17 protein-coding genes are annotated in these 21580 nt (G+C 63.7%); 7 read left to right on the top strand and 10 right to left on the bottom strand.

Features of this window, described 5'->3' with window-relative positions; all coding sequences use genetic code 11:
• Positions 1 to 4: 4 nt before the first annotated feature.
• Both IVB40_RS11305 and IVB40_RS11300 read right to left on the bottom strand, forming a co-directional pair.
• Entirely contained in the window at positions 5 to 2698 is a 2694-nt protein-coding gene (locus tag IVB40_RS11305) for a bifunctional acetate--CoA ligase family protein/GNAT family N-acetyltransferase (RefSeq protein ID WP_247460904.1), read from the bottom strand.
• 70 nt (positions 2699 to 2768) lie between these two features.
• Positions 2769 to 3608, bottom strand: a complete 840-nt coding sequence (locus tag IVB40_RS11300) for a universal stress protein (RefSeq protein ID WP_247290397.1) — start codon at positions 3606 to 3608, stop codon at positions 2769 to 2771.
• Between the two features lie 193 nt (positions 3609 to 3801).
• Between IVB40_RS11300 and IVB40_RS11295 the strand changes: the two genes are divergently transcribed.
• Both IVB40_RS11295 and IVB40_RS11290 read left to right on the top strand, forming a co-directional pair.
• Entirely contained in the window at positions 3802 to 5334 is a 1533-nt protein-coding gene (locus IVB40_RS11295; protein ID WP_247818898.1) for a bifunctional aminoglycoside phosphotransferase/ATP-binding protein, read from the top strand.
• A 12-nt stretch (positions 5335 to 5346) separates the two neighbouring features.
• Complete coding sequence (locus IVB40_RS11290; RefSeq protein ID WP_247290402.1) at positions 5347 to 6318, top strand: CHAD domain-containing protein; 972 nt, start codon at positions 5347 to 5349, stop codon at positions 6316 to 6318.
• Here IVB40_RS11290 and IVB40_RS11285 read toward each other — a convergent pair.
• Positions 6315 to 8162, bottom strand: a complete 1848-nt coding sequence (locus IVB40_RS11285) for an alpha/beta fold hydrolase (RefSeq protein ID WP_247818897.1) — start codon at positions 8160 to 8162, stop codon at positions 6315 to 6317. The genes IVB40_RS11290 and IVB40_RS11285 overlap by 4 nt on opposite strands.
• Positions 8163 to 8352: 190 nt before the next feature.
• Between IVB40_RS11285 and IVB40_RS11280 the strand changes: the two genes are divergently transcribed.
• A complete protein-coding gene (locus IVB40_RS11280) occupies positions 8353 to 9081 on the top strand; it encodes a CBS domain-containing protein (RefSeq protein ID WP_247290406.1) in 729 nt (242 codons plus the stop codon).
• Between the two features lie 32 nt (positions 9082 to 9113).
• On the opposite strand, the gene IVB40_RS11275 is transcribed toward IVB40_RS11280, so the two are convergent.
• From IVB40_RS11275 to IVB40_RS11265, 3 genes are all read right to left on the bottom strand, one after another.
• A complete protein-coding gene (locus IVB40_RS11275) occupies positions 9114 to 9572 on the bottom strand; it encodes a RidA family protein (RefSeq protein WP_027566698.1) in 459 nt (152 codons plus the stop codon).
• Positions 9573 to 9593: 21 nt separating this feature from the next.
• Positions 9594 to 11285, bottom strand: coding sequence for a benzoate-CoA ligase family protein (locus IVB40_RS11270; protein ID WP_247818896.1), 1692 nt, complete (start codon positions 11283 to 11285; stop codon positions 9594 to 9596).
• A 146-nt stretch (positions 11286 to 11431) separates the two neighbouring features.
• Positions 11432 to 11923, bottom strand: a complete 492-nt coding sequence (locus tag IVB40_RS11265) for a MarR family transcriptional regulator (protein WP_027566696.1) — start codon at positions 11921 to 11923, stop codon at positions 11432 to 11434.
• A gap of 277 nt (positions 11924 to 12200) precedes the next feature.
• Here IVB40_RS11265 and IVB40_RS11260 point away from each other — a divergent pair, with 277 nt between their 5' ends.
• Both IVB40_RS11260 and IVB40_RS11255 read left to right on the top strand, forming a co-directional pair.
• Entirely contained in the window at positions 12201 to 13376 is a 1176-nt protein-coding gene (locus IVB40_RS11260; protein WP_247460914.1) for an ABC transporter substrate-binding protein, read from the top strand.
• A 29-nt stretch (positions 13377 to 13405) separates the two neighbouring features.
• On the top strand, positions 13406 to 13861 hold the full coding sequence (locus IVB40_RS11255; RefSeq protein ID WP_027566694.1) for a cupin domain-containing protein: 456 nt from the start codon (positions 13406 to 13408) through the stop codon (positions 13859 to 13861).
• A gap of 9 nt (positions 13862 to 13870) precedes the next feature.
• Here IVB40_RS11255 and IVB40_RS11250 read toward each other — a convergent pair whose 3' ends face one another.
• The 4 genes from IVB40_RS11250 to IVB40_RS11235 form a co-directional block, all read right to left on the bottom strand.
• On the bottom strand, positions 13871 to 15121 hold the full coding sequence (locus IVB40_RS11250) for a flavin-dependent oxidoreductase (RefSeq protein ID WP_247460916.1): 1251 nt from the start codon (positions 15119 to 15121) through the stop codon (positions 13871 to 13873).
• 55 nt (positions 15122 to 15176) lie between these two features.
• Positions 15177 to 17528: a bifunctional salicylyl-CoA 5-hydroxylase/oxidoreductase gene (locus tag IVB40_RS11245; RefSeq protein WP_247818895.1), complete on the bottom strand. Its 2352-nt coding sequence runs from the start codon at positions 17526 to 17528 to the stop codon at positions 15177 to 15179.
• Positions 17529 to 17621: 93 nt separating this feature from the next.
• Entirely contained in the window at positions 17622 to 18458 is an 837-nt protein-coding gene (locus tag IVB40_RS11240; RefSeq protein WP_027566691.1) for an enoyl-CoA hydratase family protein, read from the bottom strand.
• A gap of 43 nt (positions 18459 to 18501) precedes the next feature.
• Positions 18502 to 19263, bottom strand: coding sequence for an SDR family oxidoreductase (locus tag IVB40_RS11235; RefSeq protein ID WP_247818894.1), 762 nt, complete (start codon positions 19261 to 19263; stop codon positions 18502 to 18504).
• Positions 19264 to 19479: 216 nt separating this feature from the next.
• Here IVB40_RS11235 and IVB40_RS11230 point away from each other — a divergent pair, with 216 nt between their 5' ends.
• Positions 19480 to 20277, top strand: a complete 798-nt coding sequence (locus IVB40_RS11230; protein WP_247818893.1) for an alpha/beta hydrolase — start codon at positions 19480 to 19482, stop codon at positions 20275 to 20277.
• A 12-nt stretch (positions 20278 to 20289) separates the two neighbouring features.
• Positions 20290 to 21579, top strand: coding sequence for an acyl-CoA dehydrogenase family protein (locus tag IVB40_RS11225; protein WP_027566688.1), 1290 nt, complete (start codon positions 20290 to 20292; stop codon positions 21577 to 21579).
• The last annotated feature ends 1 nt before the right edge of the window (position 21580 follow it).

The raw sequence follows: 21580 nt of genomic DNA, 5'->3' as shown, positions 1-21580 counted from the left end.
GCGCTCAAAGTTTCAGCCTGACGTCGCAAATATCCGGCTCGGTCGGATCCGGCTTCACCTCGAAGCCGAGCTGCCGGCACATTTCGAGCATCGTGGTGTTCTCCCTGAGAACATCACCGGAGATCGCTTTGAGTCCCTCCGATCTCGCGTAGTCGATGATCAGCTGCATCAGGGCCCATCCCAGCCCCTTGCCCTTGAGATCCGACCGCAGCAGGATCGCATATTCACCGCTCTCGTAGATCGAGTCCGAATGGAGTCGGACCACGCCGACCATCTCGCCGGTCGCCTCGTCGAACGCGATAAAGGCCATTGCGCGCGCGTAGTCGAGCTGGGTCAGGCGCGCGATGAACTCGTGGGTGAACTCCTTCATCGGCGCGAAGAAACGCAGGCGAAGGTCGTGCGCCGTGACATGACGCAGAAATGCGTGGATGGTCGGCTCGTCCTCCGGACGCAGCGGCCGCGCGAAGATCCGCCAGCCCTCTTTGAGCTTGAGGCGGCGCTCCCATTGCGACGGATAGGCCCGAACGGCGAAATTGGCGGCGCCGGAGCCCGCAAACTTCCGTTGCGGTGGCCCGACCGCGACGCGAGCGTCGACCGCGGTCACGCCGGTTTCGTCCGCCAGCAGCGGATTGATGTCGAATTCACGGATCCCGGGAAGGTCGGCGGCCATCTGCGCCAGCTTGACCAGGACCATGGCGACCGCGTCGGGCTTCACCGCCGGCACGTCCCGGTAAGCGCGAAGCAGCCGTGACACGCGCGTGCGGTCGATCAGGTCGCGGGCCAGTTGCAGATCGAGCGGCGGCAGCGCAAGCGCCTTGTCGTTGATGATCTCGACCGCGGTCCCGCCGCGGCCGAACACGACGACGGTGCCGAAGGTCGGATCGTCGGCGAGGCCCAAGATCAACTCGCGCGCCTTCGCCTTCACGACCATCGCCTGCACGATGACGCCCTCGATGCGAGCTTCGGGACGCAGCTTCCCCGCCCGGGCGAGAATGTCGGTGGCGGCGGCGCGGACCGCCTCGACCGTCGTCAGATTGAGCACGACGCCGCCGACATCGGATTTGTGGACGATGTCGCGCGACATGATCTTCAGCACGACCGTGGCGCCTTGCGCAAAGATGTCTTTCGCGTAGGCCACCGCCTGCTCGACATCGGCCGCGGCGTATGTGGGCACCATCGCGATATCGTAGGCTTCGAGCAGGTGCTTGATCTCGACGGGCTCGAGCCATTGGCGGCCGTCTGCGATGGCAGCAGCTATGATCTGTTTTGCGGCACGCGCGTCCGGCACGAAAGTCTCGGGCATCGCCGGTGGAACCTGGCTCAGCTCCTCCACGACTTCGCGGTGCCTCACGAGGTACATGAAGCCGCGCACGGCGTCATCCTCGGTCGGATAGTTCGGGATGCCCCCACCGGACAGTGTTTCGATGATGTTCTGGTCTGCTCCGATCCACGAGGCGAGCACGGGCTTGGCCCAACTGCGGTGCTTCTCGCGATATGCCTTGACCCGTTCGGTCACCATCGTTGCGATATCGGCAGCCGAGGCGATCGCGGTCTGCACGTTGAGAACGAGGACCGCATCGTTGTCGGGATCGGCGAGCAACACCTCGAGCGCCGCCGCATAGCGCGACGCATCGGCGTCGCCCACGATGTCGACGGGATTTGCGCCGGACCAGGTCGGCGGCAGCGCGTCATCGAGTTTCTTGCGGGCGTCGGCCGAGATGGCTGCCGGAATGCCGCCGAGCTCGACCAATCGGTCAATGGCGAGGACGCCGATGCCGCCGCCATTGGTCAGGATGGCGAGGCGCTTTCCCGCCGGCGATTCGACGCGGCCGAGCGTCTCGGCGCAATCGAACAGCTCACGCAGATCGGAGACCCGCAGGACGCCCGCGCGCCGGAACGCCGCGTCATAGACGGCGTCGGCGCCGGCGAGTGCACCGGTATGGGTGGCGGCCGCCTTCGCGCCCTGCGCCATTCGGCCGGACTTCACCACCACGACCGGCTTCACACGCGCCGCGGCTCGCGCGGCCGACATGAACTTGCGCGCGTCCTTGATGGCTTCGATGTAGAGCAGAATCGCGCGGGTCTTGTGATCCATCGCGAAATGGTCGAGCAGATCGGCAACATCGACGTCGATTTGATCGCCGATCGAGACGATGCCGGAGAAGCCGACGCCGCGCTGCGCGGCCCAATCGACCATGCCGGCCGCGATCGCGCCTGATTGCGAGATCAGCGCGAGATTCCCCGACCCCGGCATGTGCGCGGCAAAACTGGCATTGAGGCTCACGCCGGGCATCATGATGCCCAGGCAGTTCGGCCCGATCAGCCGCATGCCGTATTTGCGGGCCGCAGCGATGGCGGCTTCCTGCAGGGACCCCGGTCCGTGACCGAGCCCGGCCGAGACGATCAGGGCGCCCGCCGAGCCGCGTCGCCCGGCTTGATCGACGATGCCGGGAACCGCGCGCGCCGGCGCGGTGATGATCACGAGCTCGGGTACGAACGGCAATTTGTCGAGGCTGTCCACGGCCGCGACGCCGCCGATCTCGGCATGGCGCGGATTGACGAGGCCGAACTGTCCCGTGAATCCAGCCTTGCGGATGTTCTCCAGAACGGCGCGTCCAACGGACACCGGGCGGGCGCTCGCACCGACGAGCGCGACCGAACGCGGCGACAGCAGGTTCTTCAGACGATAGGTTGACATGAAAACAAATGCGCCCGGTCGGTGGCGGTTCCGATGGTTGACGATCAAGCCCGATAAACTGGCGACCCGCCTAGTACGAGAGCATAACCCAGCACGGTGGCTCGCCAATGACGGTCTTTGTCACACCGCCCCAAACGATCTCGTTCAGGCGCGAATGATGGTAAGCGCCCATCACGATTGCATCGATGGCATGGGAATTCGCCCAGCTTCCGAGCACCTTGCCAATCGAGCTGCCGCTGCCCGTCGTGGTTTCGAACGAGGCGTAGACCCCATGTTCCCTCAAATGATCGACCAGAGCCGTCCCGGATTGCACGATCGCGTCTGACTTGTCGTCCGCCACGGTCACGACGCGGACCAGGGCTGCTGCCTGAAGGATAGGCAGCGCGTCGCCGACCGCACGCGCCGCACGCGCGGAGTGATCCCAGGCGATCATGACGTTCTCGAATTCCGGTCGCAGTTCGTCCACATGCTGCTCCGGGCAAAGCAGCACTGGCCGCCCGGATTCGAACAGGAGCGTCTCGATGATGTGCTCGGTTCGGCTGTCGTGCTGCTTCACGGGGAGCAGCGTGAGATCGCTGAAGCGTCCGTGCTCGGCCAGCACTGAGGCGATCTGGTCTGCCGGCACCTTGGCCGACCGGCTTTGAGCGCGGATGCCGGTGCGGGAGGTTGCACGGGTGAACGCGCCCAGGAGATCCTGCGTGTCGCCCGCCCCAAGCGGCCCGTTTGCCTCCGCCGCATCGGAATCATCGGGGAGCATCACCTTCGGCCGCACGAAGACATCCTCCTCGAGGGCAAGCGCGGTGATCCTGGCGCCGAGGTCGGCGGCAACGGCCACGCATTTCTCGATCGCAGCAAGGGCCGGGCCGCGTGGCTGGCCTACGAGCGGCAGAAAGACGTCCTTGATCGGCATCGGGATTCTCCTCAGGCGCCAGAATAGGCTGGCTTTGGTCGGGACGCTTGATCCTCGTCAAGCCCGGGAACTTCGACCGGCCGGAAGGAGACAGGCGTTGACCGAAGTCAAGGACTGGCCGCGATCTGCTTCTATGGATTACCCTGATCGCGGGGCGAGCCGCCTTCCGACGCATCTGGACGTACCAGCTGGAATGACAGACGATTCTGCGACTCAGGACCGGATCTTTGCGGCGCTCACCAATTCCGCCGATCATCCAAACGTGAGGCGGATCGATACGCACGCCGCTTCAGTCTTCCTCGAAGGTAGACGCGCCCTGAAAATCAAGCGCGCCGTGAAATTTCCATTCCTCGATTATTCGACGCTCGAGAAGCGCAAGGCGGCGTGTGAGAAGGAGATCAGGATCAACCGGGCGCTGGCGCCGCAGATCTATCACCGCGTCGTGGCGATCACGGAACAGTCCAATGGATCGGTGAAGGTCGACGGAAGCGGCCGGCCGATCGAGTATGCGGTCGAGATGTTGCGCTTCGACGAAAGCCGCACGCTGGATCATCTGGCCAAGGCCGGAGCGCTGGATGACACTTTTGCTTCGGCTGTCGCCGACGCGATCGCCGCTTCGCATGCGCAGGCTGTTCGCGCCAACGGCAACGCATGGGTTTCCTCCATCCCCGGCCTGATCGATGGCAACAGCAATGGCCTGCGGACCGGCAATCATTTCGAAGGCGAAGAGATCGCAGAACTCGGCAGAGACTCGCACGCGATGTTGGTCCGGCTCCGGCCTTTGCTCGAAGAGCGCGGCCGTCAAGGCTTCGTCCGCCGCTGCCATGGCGACCTGCATCTTGCGAACATCGTGTCGATCGACGAGAAGCCGGTGCTGTTCGACGCCATCGAATTCGATGCGCAGATGGCAACCACCGACGTACTCTACGATCTCGCATTCGGATTGATGGACCTGTTGCACCACGGTCAGGCACGCGCGGCCAACATCGTGCTGAACCGTTATCTCGCCGCGACTCCGGTCGAAAATCTCGACGCGCTCTCCGCACTGCCATTGTTCATGTCCATCCGGGCGGCGATCCGCGCCCAGGTCGCGCTGGCACGGCTGAAGCCGCCGCATTCCGATGATCCCAGCATTCTCGACGGGGCGCGGCGCTATTTTGGCCTAGCCCGCGCGCTGATCCAGCCGCCGGCTCCCCGGCTAATTGCAGTCGGCGGATTGTCAGGCACCGGAAAGACGATCTTGGCACGCACGCTCGCGCCGGAGGTCACGCCGCAGCCGGGCGCAGTCGTGCTGCGCAGCGACCTGGTCCGCAAGCAGATGTTCGGAGTCGAGGACACGGACCGGCTGCCGGCATCCGCATACACGCCGGAGGTTACCGCCCGCGTTTACGACATGTTGGCTGAGTACGCCGGGCGGGTGCTGGCGCAAGGCCATTCAGCGATCATCGACGGCGTGTTCGCCCGCGAGGACGAACGAGACGCGGTCGCCGCGCTGGCGCGCGAGCGCAACGTGCCGCTGAGCGGCCTGTTTCTGGTTGCCGACCTCGCGACCCGGCAGGCGCGGATCGGAGGCCGCCGGGGCGACGCATCCGACGCCACGCAAGAGGTTGCCGCGCTGCAAGAGCACTATAATATCGGCCATGTCGGTTGGGCGACCATCGACGCATCCGGGACGCAAGAGCAGACGCTCCAGAACTGCCGGGACGCGATCGCCGAGAGCAAGTAAGGCAATCTGCAAATGGCGCGACCCAGCACGAATTCGACGGCCGCGCGCGTCAAGCCTGCGGCGAGGCACGATGTCCTGCCCGGCCGCCTCAGCCCCGGCATGGTTTGCGACACCGCGTTCCGGATCATCGCCCGCCGTCACCTCGCCGCCGTTCTCGCCCAGCATGACGGCACCTGCCGCGGCGATCCCGAGGCACTGCACCAGATCCGGATTGCACTGACGCATCTGCGCACCGCCATCCGCTTCTTCTCGCCGATGGTCGATGATGCCCTTCGGCCAGAGGTCTGGATCGAACTGAAATGGTTGAACAGCCAACTCGGCATGGTCCGGGACCTCGACGTGGCAATCGAGCGGGTCATCGCCGAGAGTGGAGGCGAGTTGACCGTGATTGCCGAGCTCCAGCATTGGGACGAAAAGCGCGCCGAGAGCCACCGCCTGCTGGCGCGCGCGCTGCAATCCGCGCGGTATCTCCGTCTCGTCGAGCAGACGTCAGCCTGGATCGAGAGCGGCCCCTGGTCGACCCGGCGCAGCAAGGAAGCTATCAGGCTACGCCGCTGCACGCTCGCCGACCACGCAACAGCGAAACTCACGCAATGGGAAAAGACGCTGCTCAAGACAGCGCGCAAGCTCCGCAAGCTTGACGTCGAGAAACGGCACAAGCTGCGGCTTCTCAACAAGCGGCTGACCTATTCGATCGAGTCGCTCGAGGACCTGTTCGCCGACGAGTCGCTGACCAAGCAGAAGTCGATCCTCAAGCAATTGCGCAAGGCGCAAAAGTCCCTCGGACAACTGAACGACGATGCGCGAGGTCAGGCCCTGGCGGCGTCGTTGAACGAGGCCGTCCCCGAGGCGGGCATTCGCTTCCTCAATCGCAAGCGCGAAAAGAAACTGTTGCGGATCGCTTCGGACGCCTACCGGAAACTGGACAAGGCCAAGCCGTTCCGCTCCGCCGACCTTGCGCCGAATGCTGAGCCTGAGGACTAGGTGTGGACGTAGTCTCCCGGCGCGTCGGGCAGACCGTCAAGGTCTCCGCCTCCGATTTGCGGCGGATCGCAGGGCGCCCCGGAGTGTGCGGCCAGCCATTCGGCCCATTCCGGCCACCACGATCCCTCGACTTGCGGTGCCAGCTTCAGCCATTCGTCCGGGCCAACATAGCGCGCATCGGCGGCCTTGATCAGCACCTGATAGCTGTGGCCGGGCTCGTCCGGCGGCGCGACGACGCCGGCATTGTGGCCGCCGCTGGTCAACACAAAGGTCACGTCGGCATCGACCTGATAGTGGATCTTGTAGACCGATCGCCACGGCGCCGCGTGATCGGCGAGCGTGCCGACCACGAACATCGGCGCATGGATATCGGAAAGCGAGACGCTCTTGTCCTCGACACGATAGCGGCCCTCGGCGAGATCGTTGCCCAGGAATAGCTTTCGCAGATACTCCGAGTGCATACGATAGGGTAGCCGCGTGGCGTCGGCGTTCCAGGCCATCAGGTCGCTCGGTGGCGCGCCCTCGCCCATCAGATAGTCGTGCGACAGCCGCGACCAGATCAGTTCGTTGGAGCGCAACAACTGGAACGCGCCGGCCATCTGCGTCGTGTCCAGATAGCCCCGCTGCCACATCAGGTCCTCGAGAAAGGCGACCTGGCTCTCGTTGACGAAAAGCGTCAGCTCGCCGGCCTCGGTGAAATCCGTCTGTGCGGCAAGCAGGGTGGTCGTGCACAGTCGCTTGTCGCCATCGCGTGCCATCGCAGCCGCAGCGATCGACAGCAATGTGCCACCCAGGCAGTAGCCGAGCGCATGGGTCTTCCGGCCCGGCAGGATCCGGCCGATCATGTCCAACGCCGCCATGACACCCAGCTTGCGATAGTCGTCGAAGGCAACATCCCGGTCTTTGGCATCCGGATTTCGCCAGGAAATCGCGAATACGGTGAAGCCCTGGCCGGTCAGATACCTCACCAGAGAATTCTGCGGCGACAGATCGAGGATGTAGTACTTCATGATCCAGGCGGGCACGATCAGGATTGGCTCAGGTCGCACTTGAGCCGTCGTCGGATGGTACTGGATCAGCTCGATCAACGCATTGCGATAAACGACCTTGCCCGGCGAAGCCGCGACCGTCTTGCCGACGATGAACTGTTCGTCGCCCGCTGGCCTTGCGGCGGAGAGCAGGCGCATCAGGTCGCTGCACCAGTTCTGCCAGCCGAATACGAAATTCTCCCCGCCGCTCCGGAACGCCTTCTCCAGCACTTGCGGATTGGTCGCCGTGAAATTCGACGGCGCCAGCATGTCGAGCATCTGATGCATCGAGAATTCGACGATGGCTTCATTTGCGTGCGACACGCCGCGTACGCCGGTCGTGGCATCGTGCCACCAGCGCTCTCCGAGCAGGAACGCCTGCGCAAGCAGATTGAACGGTGCGGCTTCCCACTGCGGCCCCCTGAAGCGACGATCCCGTCCCTGCGGTGCAATCACGGACCACGGCTTTTGCGACGTCGCATGCGCGGCGGCTTCCAGGAACTGGCCCATGTCGCGAAGGACATTGCGCGACATCTCCACCTGACGCTGCGGCGCGGCAGCCAGATGAGAGCTCCAATCGAGCCAGGCGAGCGACAAGGCCAGCGGCGAAATCCCGCCCGTCAACCGCGCCAGCATCGCATGAAACGCGCGATCGAGAGGGTATGGCTCCGATACAGGCAGGGGATCGGCGGCGACTGGCATTCCAGCCGGCGCTTCGGGGCCGGTCGTAGAGGCTTCGGGCTCAGCAACAGGACTGACGGAGAGAACCTGCGCGGCCGACCCTTCGGACCTTGGAAATATCTGCACGACGCTCATGGCTGAATGTTCCTGCCGGCTTCTTGGCTGCGTGGCAGCAGGATATGGCGAGGCTTGGGATGCGCGTTGAGCTGCATCAAGTCCGGGCATCGGAAAGAGCCCCGCTTCACCCCTTGACCTGCGTCAAGCCGCAGCACGACGCGAGAGCTAGGTTTTGCGCATCGACATCGACAAGCCAGCGGAGTCTGCCATGCGCGCCCATCAGATCATGACCCGGTCGGTCATCTCGGTTACGCCCGACACCAGCATCGTCGAGGCGGCAAACATCATGCTGAAGCGGCATGTCAGCGGTCTCACGGTCGTGGACAATGCCGGCAAGCTGGTCGGCGTGGTCTCGGAAGGCGACTTCATCCGCCGCAGCGAAATCGGCACGGGACGCAAGCGCGGGCGCTGGCTGCGGTTCATTCTCGGATCCGGCAAATCGGCCAGCGACTTCGTCCACGAGCACGGCCGCAAGGTCTCGGTGGTGATGACCTCTTCACCGGTGACCATCACCGAGGATACGGCGCTTGCCGAGATCGTCGATCTCATGGAGCGGAACAACGTGAAGCGTCTCCCGGTAATCCGCGGCGACAAAATCGTCGGCATCGTGTCGCGCGCGAACCTGCTCCAGGCGGTGGCGGACCTCGCCCGAGACGTACCCGACCCGACCGCGGACGACGATCACATTCGCAGCCGCATCATCGATACCATGGAGAAGAACGACTGGTGCCCGTTCGGGCTGAACGTCATCGTCCGCGACGGCATCGTTCATCTCAGCGGCGTCATCACCGAGGAGCGCGTGCGACAGGCCGCGGTCGTCGCAGCGGAGAACGTCAACGGCGTGAAGAAGGTGCACGACCATCTCTGCTGGGTCGACACCATGTCAGGAATATACCTGAACTCGCCCGAAGACGATGACCTCGCCAAGGCAAGCTGACCAAGGCAAGCTGACCGCGCACCGATCGCAGTTCAGCGCGGAATGACGGCGGTGGCTTCGATTTCGACGCGCGCCGTCTTCTCGACGAGGCGGACGACCTGAACCAGCGCCATCGCCGGGTAGTGCGCGCCGAAGATGGTGCGGTAGGCCTTGCCGAGCTCTTTCAGGTTCGTCAGGTACTCGTCCATGTCGACGACGTACCAGGTCAGGCGCACCAGATGCTCGGGCTGCGCGCCGGCCTCCGCGAGGATCGCGGCGATGTTGCCTAGGGTTTGGCGCACCTGCGCGACAAAACCCTCCGCGAGACGCTCCTCGGCATCCCAGCCGATGACACCGCCAGTGACGACGATGCGTCCCTCGGCGGCCATGCCGTTGGCATAGCCTTTCGGCACCGGCCAACCGGACGGTTGGAGCACCTGCGCCCTGGCGCGGGTTTCGTCCTCAGCTGCTGTCGGCAGCACCGCAAGCTGCGGGCTTTTCGGCGTCGTCACGGACAATTCTCTATCCTTCTCTCATTCCGCCGCGACGCCGGAGGACGTCACCGCGGTCTGCGCCAGTTGCCGCAGGGCAAAGCGCTTTAACTTGCCGGTCTCGGTCTTCGGTAGTTGCGCCACGAACTCGATCGCGCGCGGATATTTGTATGGCGCGATCTCGCGTTTGACATGCTCCTGCAACGCAGCCACGAGCTCGGCATCCGGCGTTACGCCCGGCGCGGCAACGACATACGCCTTCACGATCATGCCGCGCGCCTCGTCCGGCGCGCCGACGACCCCGCACTCGAGGACGGAGGGATGCGTAAGCAGCGCCGCCTCGACGTCCGTGCCTGCAATGTTGTAGCCGGCCGACACGATCATGTCGTCCGAGCGCGACTGGTACCAGAAATAGCCCTCGCTATCCATCAGATAGGTGTCGCCCGTGATGTTCCAGCCGTTCTGGACGTATTTGCGCTGCCGCTCGTCAGCGAGATAGCGGCAACCGGTCGGCCCGCGTACCGCGAGCCTTCCCATCGTGCCCGGCGGAACGTCATTGCCGGAATCATCGACGATCTTCGCTTCATACCCCGGCACCGGCTTGCCCGTCGCACCGGGGCGGATCTCGTCCTCGGTCGCGCTGATGAAGATGTGCAGCAGCTCGGTCGAGCCGATGCCGTCCATCAGCTTGATGCCGGTCGCCTTCAGCCAGGCATCGAATGTCGGCTTGGGCAGCGTCTCTCCGGCGGACACGCATTTGCAAAGCGAGGAAATATCGCGGCCCGGAAGCTTGCCGATCAACGCCCGGTACGCGGTCGGCGCGGTGAAACAGACCGTGGTCTTGTACTGCTCGATCGCATTCAGAATGTCGTCGGGCGCCGTCTTCTCCAGAACGACGAAGGAGGCGCCGATGTGCATTGGAAACAGCACGCCGCCGAAGCCGAACGTGAAGGCGAGCGGTGCCGAGCCGACGAAGCGATCCTTCTGCTCCGCGCGCAGGATGTTGCGCGCATAGCCATCGCAGACCGCCAGCATGTCACGGTGGAAATGCATGGTGCCCTTGGGATCGCCGGTCGTGCCCGACGTGAACGCGATCAGGCAGACGTCGTCGGAGGCGGTATCGACAGCCCTGAACTCCGGACTTGCATCCTCCATCAGCGCCTCGAGCGAGTCGCTGCCGCCGTTGCCCCAATAGACCACGCGCTTGAGGCCGGGGGCTGCGGCTTTCGCCTTCTCCATTTCGTCGGCGAGCTTGCCGTCGCAGAGTGCGAGTGTGATCTCGGCCTTCTGGATCGGATAGGACAGCTCCTTGGCACGCAACAGTGGCATCGTCGCGACGACGATGCCACCGGCCTTGATCACTGCCAGATAGGTCGCGACCATCATCGGATTGTTGGCCGAACGCAGCAGCACGCGTCCGCCGGTGACGAGACCAAGCTTGCCGACCAGCACATTGGCGATGCGGTTCACGACCGTTTGCAGCTCACGATAGGTGTAGCTGACGGCGGGGCTGATCACGCAAGGAGCGTCGCCATGTCCCTGCTCGACCCAGCGGTCGAGGAAATAGCTGACGCAGTTGAGGCGGGGCGGATACTGCAGTTCCGGTCGCGTGAAGATGAATTCCGGCCAGAGCTCGGCTGGCGGAAGATGCTGCCGCGCGAACGTATCGACATGGGCTGTCGCGGCGTTATCGTCACGCGAGCCCGAGACTTGAACCTTGGCGGCGTTGGCCATCGCACGCTCCTTTCAGCATGGAAAGCACCCGGCAGCACTCACTCGGAAACATTTTAGGCTTAAAGCAATTTCGTGCAATAGCGGATTTTGGGCATCCCGTGCTTTTTCCGGCGGCAAATGGGATTGGTGGGCGCGTCAGCCGCGCACTAGGCCCGGCGGCGACCGGCCGATTTCTGCGCCGATGCCTTGGTCTTGGCGAGCAGCCGCATCAATTCGCGCACATCCTTCGGCGTCAGGTCGGCGAAAAGATCGGCGATCCAGGTCTCGTGTTCCGCGGCCATTCTGCGAAATTCGGCGCGACCGAGTTTGGTCAGCCGGATCACCTGGACGCGGCGGTCGGTCTCCGACGTGCGGCGGTCGAGATGACCGGATTCCACGAGGCGCTCGACGAGACCGGTGACGTTGCCGTTCGACACCATCATGCGCTTGGAGACGTCGGACAGCGTCATGCCGTCGGGTGCCTTGTCGAGCTGCGCCATCAGGTCGAAACGGGGCAATGTGACGTCGAAGCGCTGCCGCAACCGGCCACGGACCTCGCCCTCGATCAGCGTCGTGCAGGTCAAGAGGCGCAGCCACAGCCGAAGCTCTTCGGCGTGATCCTCCGGAGTTTCGACGGCCTTGGTCTCGGAATCGAGCATGTTGATGCAGTCACTCACGGCCTAGCATTGGCGCCCGGCACGGATTCCCAACATTTTGAGCTTCAAATAAATCGAAGCCGGCTGCAAGCCTAAAGCCGCAACAATCGATCGCATCCCGATTTCTTTAGGCTTCAAATAATTGGCGCGCCGCTTGCATGCGCCGCTGTCCGCAGATGACGACGCTTTGAGCTCGCTTGCCGCGGCAGCAATCATCGGCATAAACTTGGATTGGAGTAGCGGCTTGCAGCGCAAGTCCTGTTGTCACGGGGGACAGATCATGAAGACGCAAATGACGTTGGCCGCAGCCGCCTTGCTGCTTGGCACCACGGTGAGTCCTTCCCTCGCCCAGGAGAAAATCAAGCTGGGTGTGATCGTGACCCTGTCGGGACCCGCCGCCGCGCTCGGCCAACAGGTTCGCGACGGCTTTGCGCTCGGAATGAAGGATCTCGGCGGCAAGATGGGCGGCCGCGATGTCGAGGTCGTCGTGGTCGACGACGAATTGAAGCCGGACGCAGCGGTTACCAAGGTCAAGGGCCTTCTGGAGCGCGACAAGGTCGACTTCGTGGTCGGCCCGATCTTCTCCAACATCCTCCAGGCGATTCACCGGCCGGTCACGGAATCGAAAACCTTCCTGATCAGCCCCAATGCCGGCCCGTCCACTTTTGCCGGCAAGGATTGCAACCCGTTCTTCTATGTGACCTCGTATCAGAACGATCAGGTGCACGAAATCCTCGGCAAGGTCGCGCAGGATCGCGGCTACAAGCGCATGTATCTGATGGTTCCGAATTATCAGGCCGGCAAGGACTCGGTCGCGGGCTTCAAGCTCGACTACAAGGGCGAGATCGTCGAAGAATCCTACATGCCGCTCAACACGCTGGACTTCCAGCCGGAGCTTTCCAAGATTTCATCGCAGAAGCCCGATGCGCTCTTCACGTTCATGCCCGGCGGCCTCGGGGTCAATCTCGTCAAGCAATACCGGCAGGCTGGCCTCGCCGACAGCATTCCGGTGCTCTCGGCTTTCACGGTGGATGAATCGACGTTGCCGGCGCAGCAGGACGCGGCGGTCGGCATGTTCGGCGGCGCGAACTGGGCGCCCAATCTCGACAATCCCCAGAACAAGAAGTTCGTCGCCGCCTACGAGGCCGCCTATAACGGCGTGCCCGGTACCTACGCCTTCCAGGCGTATGATGCCGCGATGCTGATCGACAGCGCCGTCAAGGCCGTGAAGGGCGACCTCTCCAACAAGGACGCGGTCGCGGCCGCTCTGAAAAAGGCCGACTTCACCTCGCTGCGCGGCGCCTTCAAGTTCAACACCAACGGTTATCCGATCCAGGATTTCTACCTGACCAAGGTCGCCAAGCGCGCGGACGGCAAGTTCCAGACCGAAATCGTCCAGAAAGTCTTTGAGAATTACGGCGACCGCTACGCCAAGGACTGCAAGGCGGCGAACTAAGCCGCACGTCGCGTCGAGGGAGGATCACGATGAAAAGCGAAATCACCGGCATCACACGGGCCAATGAGGGGATCCAGGGCATCTCCTGGAACATCCTCGGCCAGACCTATGTGCCGAAGAGCAACACGGAGCACAGCTTCTCCTGGCATGCGACGCTGCCGCCGGGCACGTTCGTGCCGCCGCACATTCATCCGGACCAGGATGAATATCTCTACATGCTGGAGGGCAAGCTCGATTTCATGCTCGGCAATTCCGAGTCGCAGGCGACCGCGGGCGACCTGATCCGGCTCGGCATGGGCGTGCCGCATGGCATCTTCAACAAATCGGATCAGACCGCGAAGGTGTTGTTCTGGGTGTCACCGACCCGCAAGCTGTTCGACCTGTTCTGGGGCCTTCACAACATGAAGGAACAGAAGCCCGAGGACGTGGTGGCGATGGCCGCCGAGTTCAACATCCACTTCCTGCCGCCGCCTCCCGGCGGCTAGCAGCGCATCTTAAGCCCGCACCGCCGCAAGTCCCGGCACTGCGGCGAAGCCGGCCTTGGTGGCATAGCCGCGCACGATCGCCTCGCGCTGGGAATAGCTCAGCACGTTGTCGACATTGTCGAAACCATCAGGCGCGAGCTGCTCGACGGCGTCGATGACGCCCTCGGGGCCGCCGCGCCGGTTGGAGCGGACGATATCCGCAGTCATGGGCAGGCGCTTCTTCTCGTATTCAAGCAACGCCTGGCGCGGATGCTCGGCGCGCACCAGCGCGTCGGCGAGGCAGCGCGCGTCGAGGATGGCCTGCGAAGCGCCGTTGGAGCCAACCGGATACATCGGATGCGCGGCATCGCCGAGCAGCGTGACTCTGCCCGACGACCAATAGGGCAACGGATCGCGGTCGCAGGTCGGATATTCGTAGAACTCGGGCGTGGCCGAGATCAGGCTCTTCACGTCGACGTAAGGCACCGAGAAGCGCGCCACATGCGGCATCAGCTCCTCGCGCCGGCCCGGCCGCGACCAGTCTTCCTTCCGCGGCGGCGGGGCATTGCCCTCGCCCACCTTCACCAGGACCGCCCAGTTGGTAAGGCGGCTCGCCGGACTCGATCCCTCCGCGATGGGATAGATCACCACCTTGGCGTTGAGCCCGCCGGCCACAATCATCGACTTGCCGGTGAGGAATAGCGGCCAATCCCGCGCACCGCGCCACAGCATCAGGCCGTTCCAGCACGGCGGCCCCTCGCTCGGGAACAGCGTGTCACGGACCCGCGAATGGATGCCGTCGGCACCAATCAGGATGTCGCCGCGCGCGGTATGGATGTGCGCGCCTGAGCGGTCGAAGAAGTACGCGGTGACGCCGCCCTCGTCCTGCGTGAAGGCACCGAGGCGGCAGCCGGTGTGGATGGCCTCCGGCCCGAGCCGCTCCTCGACGGCCCGATGAATGACGCCTTGAAGGCGGCCGCGGTGGATCGAGAATTGCGGCACATCGTGGCCGGCGTCGATGCCGCGGGCCTCGCGCCAGACTTCCTGGCCGTGACGGTTAAGGTAATAGAGCTGGTCGGTGCGGATCGCGACATCGTCAAGCTGCTGCAGCAGACCGAGGCCTGCCAGCTCACGCATGGCATGGGGCAGCGTGTTGATGCCGACGCCAAGCTCGCGGATGGTGTCGGACTGCTCGAAGATCTCGCAAGCGAGGCCCCGCGAGCGCAGCATCAATGCGGTGGTGAGACCACCGATACCGCCGCCGACGATAATCGCCTTCATCGCCCTCACTCCACTCGGTACACACCAGGCAATGCGGCCAAAGTCGCACGGGCGGTCACTCGGCCGCAAGCGGCTTTGTCGCCTCCGCCTTGAGCTCGGCCCGGGTCTTGGGCTTAGCCTTAATTCTCAGCTCCTCGAGATCCTGCCGGTCGCGCACGCTGTTGCGGAAAATCTGATCTTTTCCGGGAAGATATTGCGGCGGGCAGAACGCGTCGTCCGCCCCGTACCAGGCTGCCGCCCTCATGGTGAAGGAGGGATCGACCAGATGCGGCCGCCCGAGCGCAACGAGGTCAGCCCGGCCGGCAGCCAGGATGGTGTTGGCCTGGTCCGCCGTCGTGATGTTGCCGACGCACATCGTGGCCACGCGCGCCTCATTGCGGACCTGGTCGGAGAACGGAGTCTGGAACATGCGGCCATAGATCGGCTGCGCATCGCGCACGGTCTGCCCGGTCGAGACGTCGACGAGATCGACGCCCGCCTCGGCAAAAGCCCGCGCGATCACCACTGCATCGTCGCCGCCGATGCCACCCTCGGCCCAGTCGGTCGCGGAAATGCGCACAGACATCGGCTTGTGCGACGGCCATATGGCCCGCAGCGCCTCGAAGATTTCGAGCGGGAAGCGCAGGCGGTTTTCGAGCGAGCCGCCATACTCATCCGCGCGTCTATTCGTCAGCGGCGAGATGAAGCTCGCAAGCAGATAGCCGTGGGCGCAGTGCAGTTCGAGCATGTCGAAGCCACAGCGTTCGCCGCGCTCGGCCGCCGCGACGAAAGCGTCCTTCACTGCATTCATGCCGACGCGATCGAGCTCCCGCGGAACCTGGCTGTCGGGAAAATAGGGCAGCGGCGATGCCGAACACACCTCCCAACCGCCCTCCTCGAGCGGACGGTCCATGCCGTCCCACATCAGCTTGGTCGCGCCCTTGCGCCCGGCGTGCCCCAGTTGCAGGCAGATTTTTGCGGCCGAATTGGCATGGACGAAATCAACGATGCGTTGCCAGGAGGCCTCCTGCTCGTCATTCCACAGTCCTGCGCAGCCCGGCGTGATCCGCGCCTCACGGCTGACGCAGACCATCTCGCTGAAGATCAGGCCGGCGCCGCCGATCGCGCGCGATCCGTAATGCACCAGATGGAAATCGGTCGGCACGCCCTCCTTCGCCGAATACATGCACATCGGCGACACCACGGCGCGATTGGCGATCTCCATCTCACGCAGCCGGAAGGGCTGGAACAGCGGCACCATTGGCTTTTCGGTGTCGACTTCGAAACCGCTGTCACGAACACGCTTGGCAAACGACCTTTCGACCTCCGCCACGAAGTCAGGAGCGCGAAGCTTCAGATTATCGTAGGTGATCGCCTTCGAGCGCGTCATCACGCCGAAGGCAAACTGCACGGGATCGAAATCCCAGAAGCGGTCGACATGCTCGAACCAGACCAGCGAGACGTCCGCGGCGTGCTGCGTCTTCTCGACCTCCTCACGCCGCCCGTGCTCATAGACGTCCAGCGCCGCCTTGATGCTGGGCGCCTTCTCCATCGCCTCTGCCAGCGCAATCGCATCTTCCATCGCGAGCTTGGTGCCCGAGCCGATCGAGAAATGCGCGCTCGCCTTGGCGTCGCCGAGCAGAACCATGTTGTCCTTGACCCAGCGCTTGCTGCGGATCATCGGGAAGTTGCGCCACGTCGAACGATTGGTGAGCAATTGATGCCCATCGAGGAACCAGCCGAAGATCTCGGCCATTCGCGCAGCCGACTGGGTCTCGTTCAGCCCCGTCAGCCCGGCGCGCTCGAACGTCTCCGGATCGGTCTCGAAAATCCAGGTCGAGTGCCCGGCTTCATATTGATAGGCATGGGCGATGAACGGTCCCCACTCCGTCTCCTGGAAGATGAAGGTGAAGGCATCCAGCGGCCTGGTCGAACCCATCCAGGCGAACTTGTTGGCACGGAGATCGAGTTCCGGCGCGAAATGATCGACATATTTGTCGCGGAAGCGGCTGTTGATGCCGTCCGCGACCAGGATGAGATCGGCGTCAGCGAAGCGGGATTCGTCCTCGACATCCGCCTCGAAGTTCAGGATGACGCCCAGTTCTCGCGCGCGCGCCTGCAGGATCAGGAGCAGCTTCTGCCGCGAGCAGCCACAAAAGCCGTTGCCGCCGACCCGATGGACCGTTCCGCGGAAGTGCACGGCGATGTCGTCCCAGTAGGCGAATTCCTGGGTGATGCGGCGATAGCTCGGGAGGTCGTGCTTCTCGAAATTATCGAGCGTGGCGTCCGAGAACACCACGCCGAAGCCGAAGGTGTCGTCGGCGCGGTTGCGCTCGTACACCGCGATCTCAGCGCTCGGTCGCTGCTTCTTCAGCAGGATTGCAGCATATAGACCCGCAGGTCCGCCACCGATGATCGCGACTTTCATGGGAGCCTCGCCAATTCAACCCGGCGAAACTATTTTAAGCCTAAAATAATCTCGCGCAAGTCCCCATTGCGGCAGGCTGCCGCAAAGCCCGGCCTAGTCGCCCCTGAAGACCGGCTTGACCTTGTTGGCAAAGGCCTCGAAGGCCCGTTCGAAATCGGCCGTTGTCATGCACAGCGCTTGAGCAACGGCCTCCGCCTCGATCGCCTCCTCCACCGACATCGCCCATTCCATGGCCAGCATCCGCTTGGTCATGGTGTTGGCGAAGGTCGGTCCCTCAGCAATCTGCTTGGCCAGTAGCTGTGCCTGGGGCAGCACCTGCTCCGACGTGACGATGCGGCTGAAGAAGCCCCAGCGCTCGCCCTCCTCCGCGGTCATGAACCGGCCGGTGTAGAGCAACTCGGAAGCGCGGGACTGTCCGATGATCCGCGGCAGGATCGCGCAGGCGCCCATGTCACAACCGGCAAGGCCCACCTTGTTGAAGAGGAAGGCAACCTTGGCCCCGCTCGCAGCAAGCCGCATGTCCGACGCCATGGCGATGATCGCGCCCGCGCCGGCGCAAATGCCTTCAACCGCAGCAACGATCGGCTGCGGACAGGCCCGCATCGCCTTGACGAGGTCGCCGGTCATCCGCGTAAACGCCGTCAGCCCCTTGGTGTCCATTTTCACGAGCGGCCCGATGATCTCGAACACGTCGCCGCCGGACGAAAAATTGGCACCAGCGCCGGTCACGACGATGGACTTGACCGCATCGTCGAACGCACAGGCGCGAAAGAAATCGGTGAGTTCGCGATAGCTCTCGAAGGTCAACGGATTCTTCCGTTCCGGACGATTGAGCGTGACTGTCGCAACACCATCGACCACGGCCAGCAGGAAGTGCTGCGGCGAATAGTCCGCAAGCGGTAAGGTCACGGGATTGGCTGGTCTGCTCATACGATCTCCTTGGCTTTCTTGTTCCGTGCCGGTGCCATGCGCGCTAAATCTCACCACCGGCAACAGCGATCGCCTGCCCGGTGATTGCGCCGGCACCCTCGCCGCACAGCCAGAGCACGGTATCCGCGACCTGCTGAGGAGAGATCAATCGTCCCTGCGGATTATGCTTTGCGAGCTCGGCAATGGCCTGCTCGCGGCTACGCCTCGTCTTTTTCATGATGTTCTCGATGCTGCCGGCGACCAGATCGGTGTCGGTGAAACCGGGACACACCGCGTTGACGGTCACATTGCTGCCGGCCATTTCAATGGCGAGGGAACGCACGAGACCGACCACAGCGTGCTTGGCCGCGGTGTAGGCGCTGACATAGGCATATCCCTTGAGCCCCGCCGTCGACGCGATCGCGACGATACGGCCATAGGGACGATCCTTCATCCCGGGCAGCACAGCGCTGACAGCATGGACCACGCCCATGAAATTGACGTCCATCATGCGCGCAAACAGTGCGCTGTCGGATTTGGCGAACGGCGCGGACTCGGCGCTTCCCGCATTGGCGATCAGGATATCGATCGGCTGCCGCGCACTCGCTTGAGCGATGGCGACTTTCATTGAGGTTTCGTCCGAGACGTCGGCGACGGCCGCAAAATGCGCTGCCCCTGCGCTGACAGCCTCTTCAAGCGTCGCAGCGTTCCGCCCAAGGACGGTCACGGTGGCACCGCCCCCGACGAGCGCTGCTGCGATGGCGCGACCGATGCCGCGACCGCCACCGGTCACCAGCGCGTGCGGCGAATGCGGTAATCCGGACATGCGCTGGCTTCCTTGCATTCTGCTGATCGCTCTTCTCGATATATTTTAACCTTCAAACTTTTGCAAACAAAGCTCGACTCCACCCCGTGAACGGTCGCAACGGAGAAGACGGCCTGAAAATTGCTTTAAGTATAAAATTATCTCTTCCCATCCCTCACAGGCCTGTTAGCATCGAAGGGCCAAGCAAAAGGATGTCGCGTGTCGCAGCCTGCGCCAATGATAACAAAGGACGGCCGCTTCGCCTATGAAGCAGCGGGCGATCCGGGCGGGACACCTCTGATTTTCCTGCATGGCATCGGCGGTGCGGCACGGGCCTGGCGGCAGCAGCTTGCGACATTCGGCGACCGCTTTCACGCGATTGCATGGGACATGCCGGGCTATGGCGGCTCGGCGCCGCTCGCCACCGTCAGCATCGCTTCCCTGGCGGATGCGCTTCAGCGATTCATCGAGCAGCTTGGGGCGAGCAAGCCAATTCTGGTCGGACATTCCATCGGCGGCATGATCGTCCAGAAATGGCTGGTGCAATCCCCAAAACTGGCGCGCGCGGTCGTGCTGGCGCAGACCAGCCCGGCGTTCGGCAAGGCCGGCGGCGATTGGCAGAAATCGTTTATCGCCGTCCGGCTCGGGCCGCTCGATCGCGGCGAAACGATGAAGTCGCTGGCTCCCTCTCTGGTGAAGGAGCTGGTGGGCGACGATCCTGATCCCAGGGGAATGGAGCTTGCACGCGAGTGCATGGCAAGTGTGCCCGAGGCGAGCTATCGCGCCATGATGCTGGCCTTGATCGGCTTCGACCAACGCAGCACCCTCAAGGATATTTCCATCCCGACGCTGCTGCTGTCCGGCTCCAAGGACAACAACGCGCCAGCCCCAATGATGGCGAAGACGGCGACCTACATTCCTTCCGCGGAATATGTCGAGCTCGACGCTGTCGGCCATCTCGCCAACCTCGAACGCCCCGATGCCTTTAACGAGGCGCTCGGCCGATTCCTGAATTCCGTCGCGACGAAAACGTAGGATGACTGCGCAATGACCATGCAAGTCAGCAAGACCATCGGCGCGAGTGACAAGGTCGCGCTGGATGCGCCGATCTTCGATCCCGTCGCATTCCGACTGAGCGACGAGCAGGCCGGCATCATCGCGCGGGCGCGCGAGATCGGCCAGAGCGTGTTCGCCGGCCGCGCCGCGACTTACGACCGCGAGGCGATCTTCCCGTCTGAGAATTATCGCGACCTGCATCGCGTCGGCCTGCTCGGTATTGCCGTACCCAAGAAGCATGGCGGGCTCGGCGCGAATTATCAAACCTACGCACTGGCGGCAGCCGAAATCGGCCGCTATTGCGGCGCGACTGCGCTCACCTGGAACATGCATGTCTGCTCGACGCTGTGGTCGGGTCCGCTCGCCGACGATCTCGACATGGATGCTGAAACCCGCGCCGAGCACGAGCAGCGGCGTGCAGTCCACTACAAGCGCATCGTCGAGCATGGCGCGATCTATTCGCAGCCTTTTTCGGAAGGCGGTGCAGCTGCGGCAGGCGGTGTTGCTTTCGGCACGGAAGCGCGGCCGGTCGAGGGCGGCTGGATCGTCAACGGCAAGAAGATCTTTGCATCACTCTCCGGCCATGCGGACTATTACGGCGTTCTCTGCACGGAGATCGAGGAAGGCGAGAAGGCTTCGCGCCGCAATACGCTTTACCTCGCCATCCCCTCAAAATCGGAAGGCGTCTCGGTCGTCGGCGACTGGGACCCGCTTGGCATGCGCGGAACAGTCTCGCGCACGCTGCTGTTCAAGGAGGTGTTCGTGCCGGCAGATTCGGCGCTGATGCCGCGCGGCGTCTATTTCCAGGCCGCGATGCGCTGGCCGCACATGTTCCTGACGCTGTCGCCAACCTATATGGGCCTTGCGCAAGCCGCCTATGACTTCACCGTGCGGTATCTGCGCGGCGAAGTACCGGGCATGCCGCCGGTCAAGCGCAGGATGTATCCGACCAAGCAAATTGCGGTCGCGCAGATGCAGATCAAGCTCGAGCAGATCAAGGCGATCTGGTTCCAGGCCGTCACCGAAGCGCGCGCCAATCCGAGCAAGGAGCAGGTGCTTCGCGCTTATGCCGCACAATATTCGGTGATGGAGGGTGCCAATGAGCTCGCCGCGCTCGCGATCCGCACCTGCGGCGGACAGGCCATGCTGCGCTCGCTGCCGCTGGAGCGCATCTATCGCGACAGCCGCTGCGGCTCGCTGATGTTGCCCTGGACAGCCGAGCTCTGCCTCGACCGGATCGGGCGCGAGGCGCTGTACGAGGCCGGCGAAACGGACGACTAAC

The organism is Bradyrhizobium sp. 40 (assembly GCF_023100925.1).
In the GTDB taxonomy this organism is placed as follows: domain Bacteria; phylum Pseudomonadota; class Alphaproteobacteria; order Rhizobiales; family Xanthobacteraceae; genus Bradyrhizobium.
The sequence above is the reverse complement of the archived record's forward strand: the minus strand, read 5'-3'. Positions and strand labels throughout refer to the sequence as shown.

What these genes read in the sequence shown, in the direction of transcription:
- IVB40_RS11305 (WP_247460904.1), bottom strand. Translation starts at nt 2,698, where the DNA reads ATGTCAACCTATCGTCTGAAGAACCTGCTGTCGCCGCGTTCGGTCGCG.
- IVB40_RS11300 (WP_247290397.1), bottom strand. Translation starts at nt 3,608, where the DNA reads ATGCCGATCAAGGACGTCTTTCTGCCGCTCGTAGGCCAGCCACGCGGC.
- IVB40_RS11295 (WP_247818898.1), top strand. Translation starts at nt 3,802, where the DNA reads ATGACAGACGATTCTGCGACTCAGGACCGGATCTTTGCGGCGCTCACC.
- IVB40_RS11290 (WP_247290402.1), top strand. Translation starts at nt 5,347, where the DNA reads ATGGCGCGACCCAGCACGAATTCGACGGCCGCGCGCGTCAAGCCTGCG.
- IVB40_RS11285 (WP_247818897.1), bottom strand. Translation starts at nt 8,162, where the DNA reads ATGAGCGTCGTGCAGATATTTCCAAGGTCCGAAGGGTCGGCCGCGCAG.
- IVB40_RS11280 (WP_247290406.1), top strand. Translation starts at nt 8,353, where the DNA reads ATGCGCGCCCATCAGATCATGACCCGGTCGGTCATCTCGGTTACGCCC.
- IVB40_RS11270 (WP_247818896.1), bottom strand. Translation starts at nt 11,285, where the DNA reads ATGGCCAACGCCGCCAAGGTTCAAGTCTCGGGCTCGCGTGACGATAAC.
- IVB40_RS11265 (WP_027566696.1), bottom strand. Translation starts at nt 11,923, where the DNA reads ATGCTCGATTCCGAGACCAAGGCCGTCGAAACTCCGGAGGATCACGCC.
- IVB40_RS11260 (WP_247460914.1), top strand. Translation starts at nt 12,201, where the DNA reads ATGAAGACGCAAATGACGTTGGCCGCAGCCGCCTTGCTGCTTGGCACC.
- IVB40_RS11255 (WP_027566694.1), top strand. Translation starts at nt 13,406, where the DNA reads ATGAAAAGCGAAATCACCGGCATCACACGGGCCAATGAGGGGATCCAG.
- IVB40_RS11250 (WP_247460916.1), bottom strand. Translation starts at nt 15,121, where the DNA reads ATGAAGGCGATTATCGTCGGCGGCGGTATCGGTGGTCTCACCACCGCA.
- IVB40_RS11245 (WP_247818895.1), bottom strand. Translation starts at nt 17,528, where the DNA reads ATGAAAGTCGCGATCATCGGTGGCGGACCTGCGGGTCTATATGCTGCA.
- IVB40_RS11240 (WP_027566691.1), bottom strand. Translation starts at nt 18,458, where the DNA reads ATGAGCAGACCAGCCAATCCCGTGACCTTACCGCTTGCGGACTATTCG.
- IVB40_RS11235 (WP_247818894.1), bottom strand. Translation starts at nt 19,263, where the DNA reads ATGTCCGGATTACCGCATTCGCCGCACGCGCTGGTGACCGGTGGCGGT.
- IVB40_RS11230 (WP_247818893.1), top strand. Translation starts at nt 19,480, where the DNA reads ATGATAACAAAGGACGGCCGCTTCGCCTATGAAGCAGCGGGCGATCCG.
- IVB40_RS11225 (WP_027566688.1), top strand. Translation starts at nt 20,290, where the DNA reads ATGACCATGCAAGTCAGCAAGACCATCGGCGCGAGTGACAAGGTCGCG.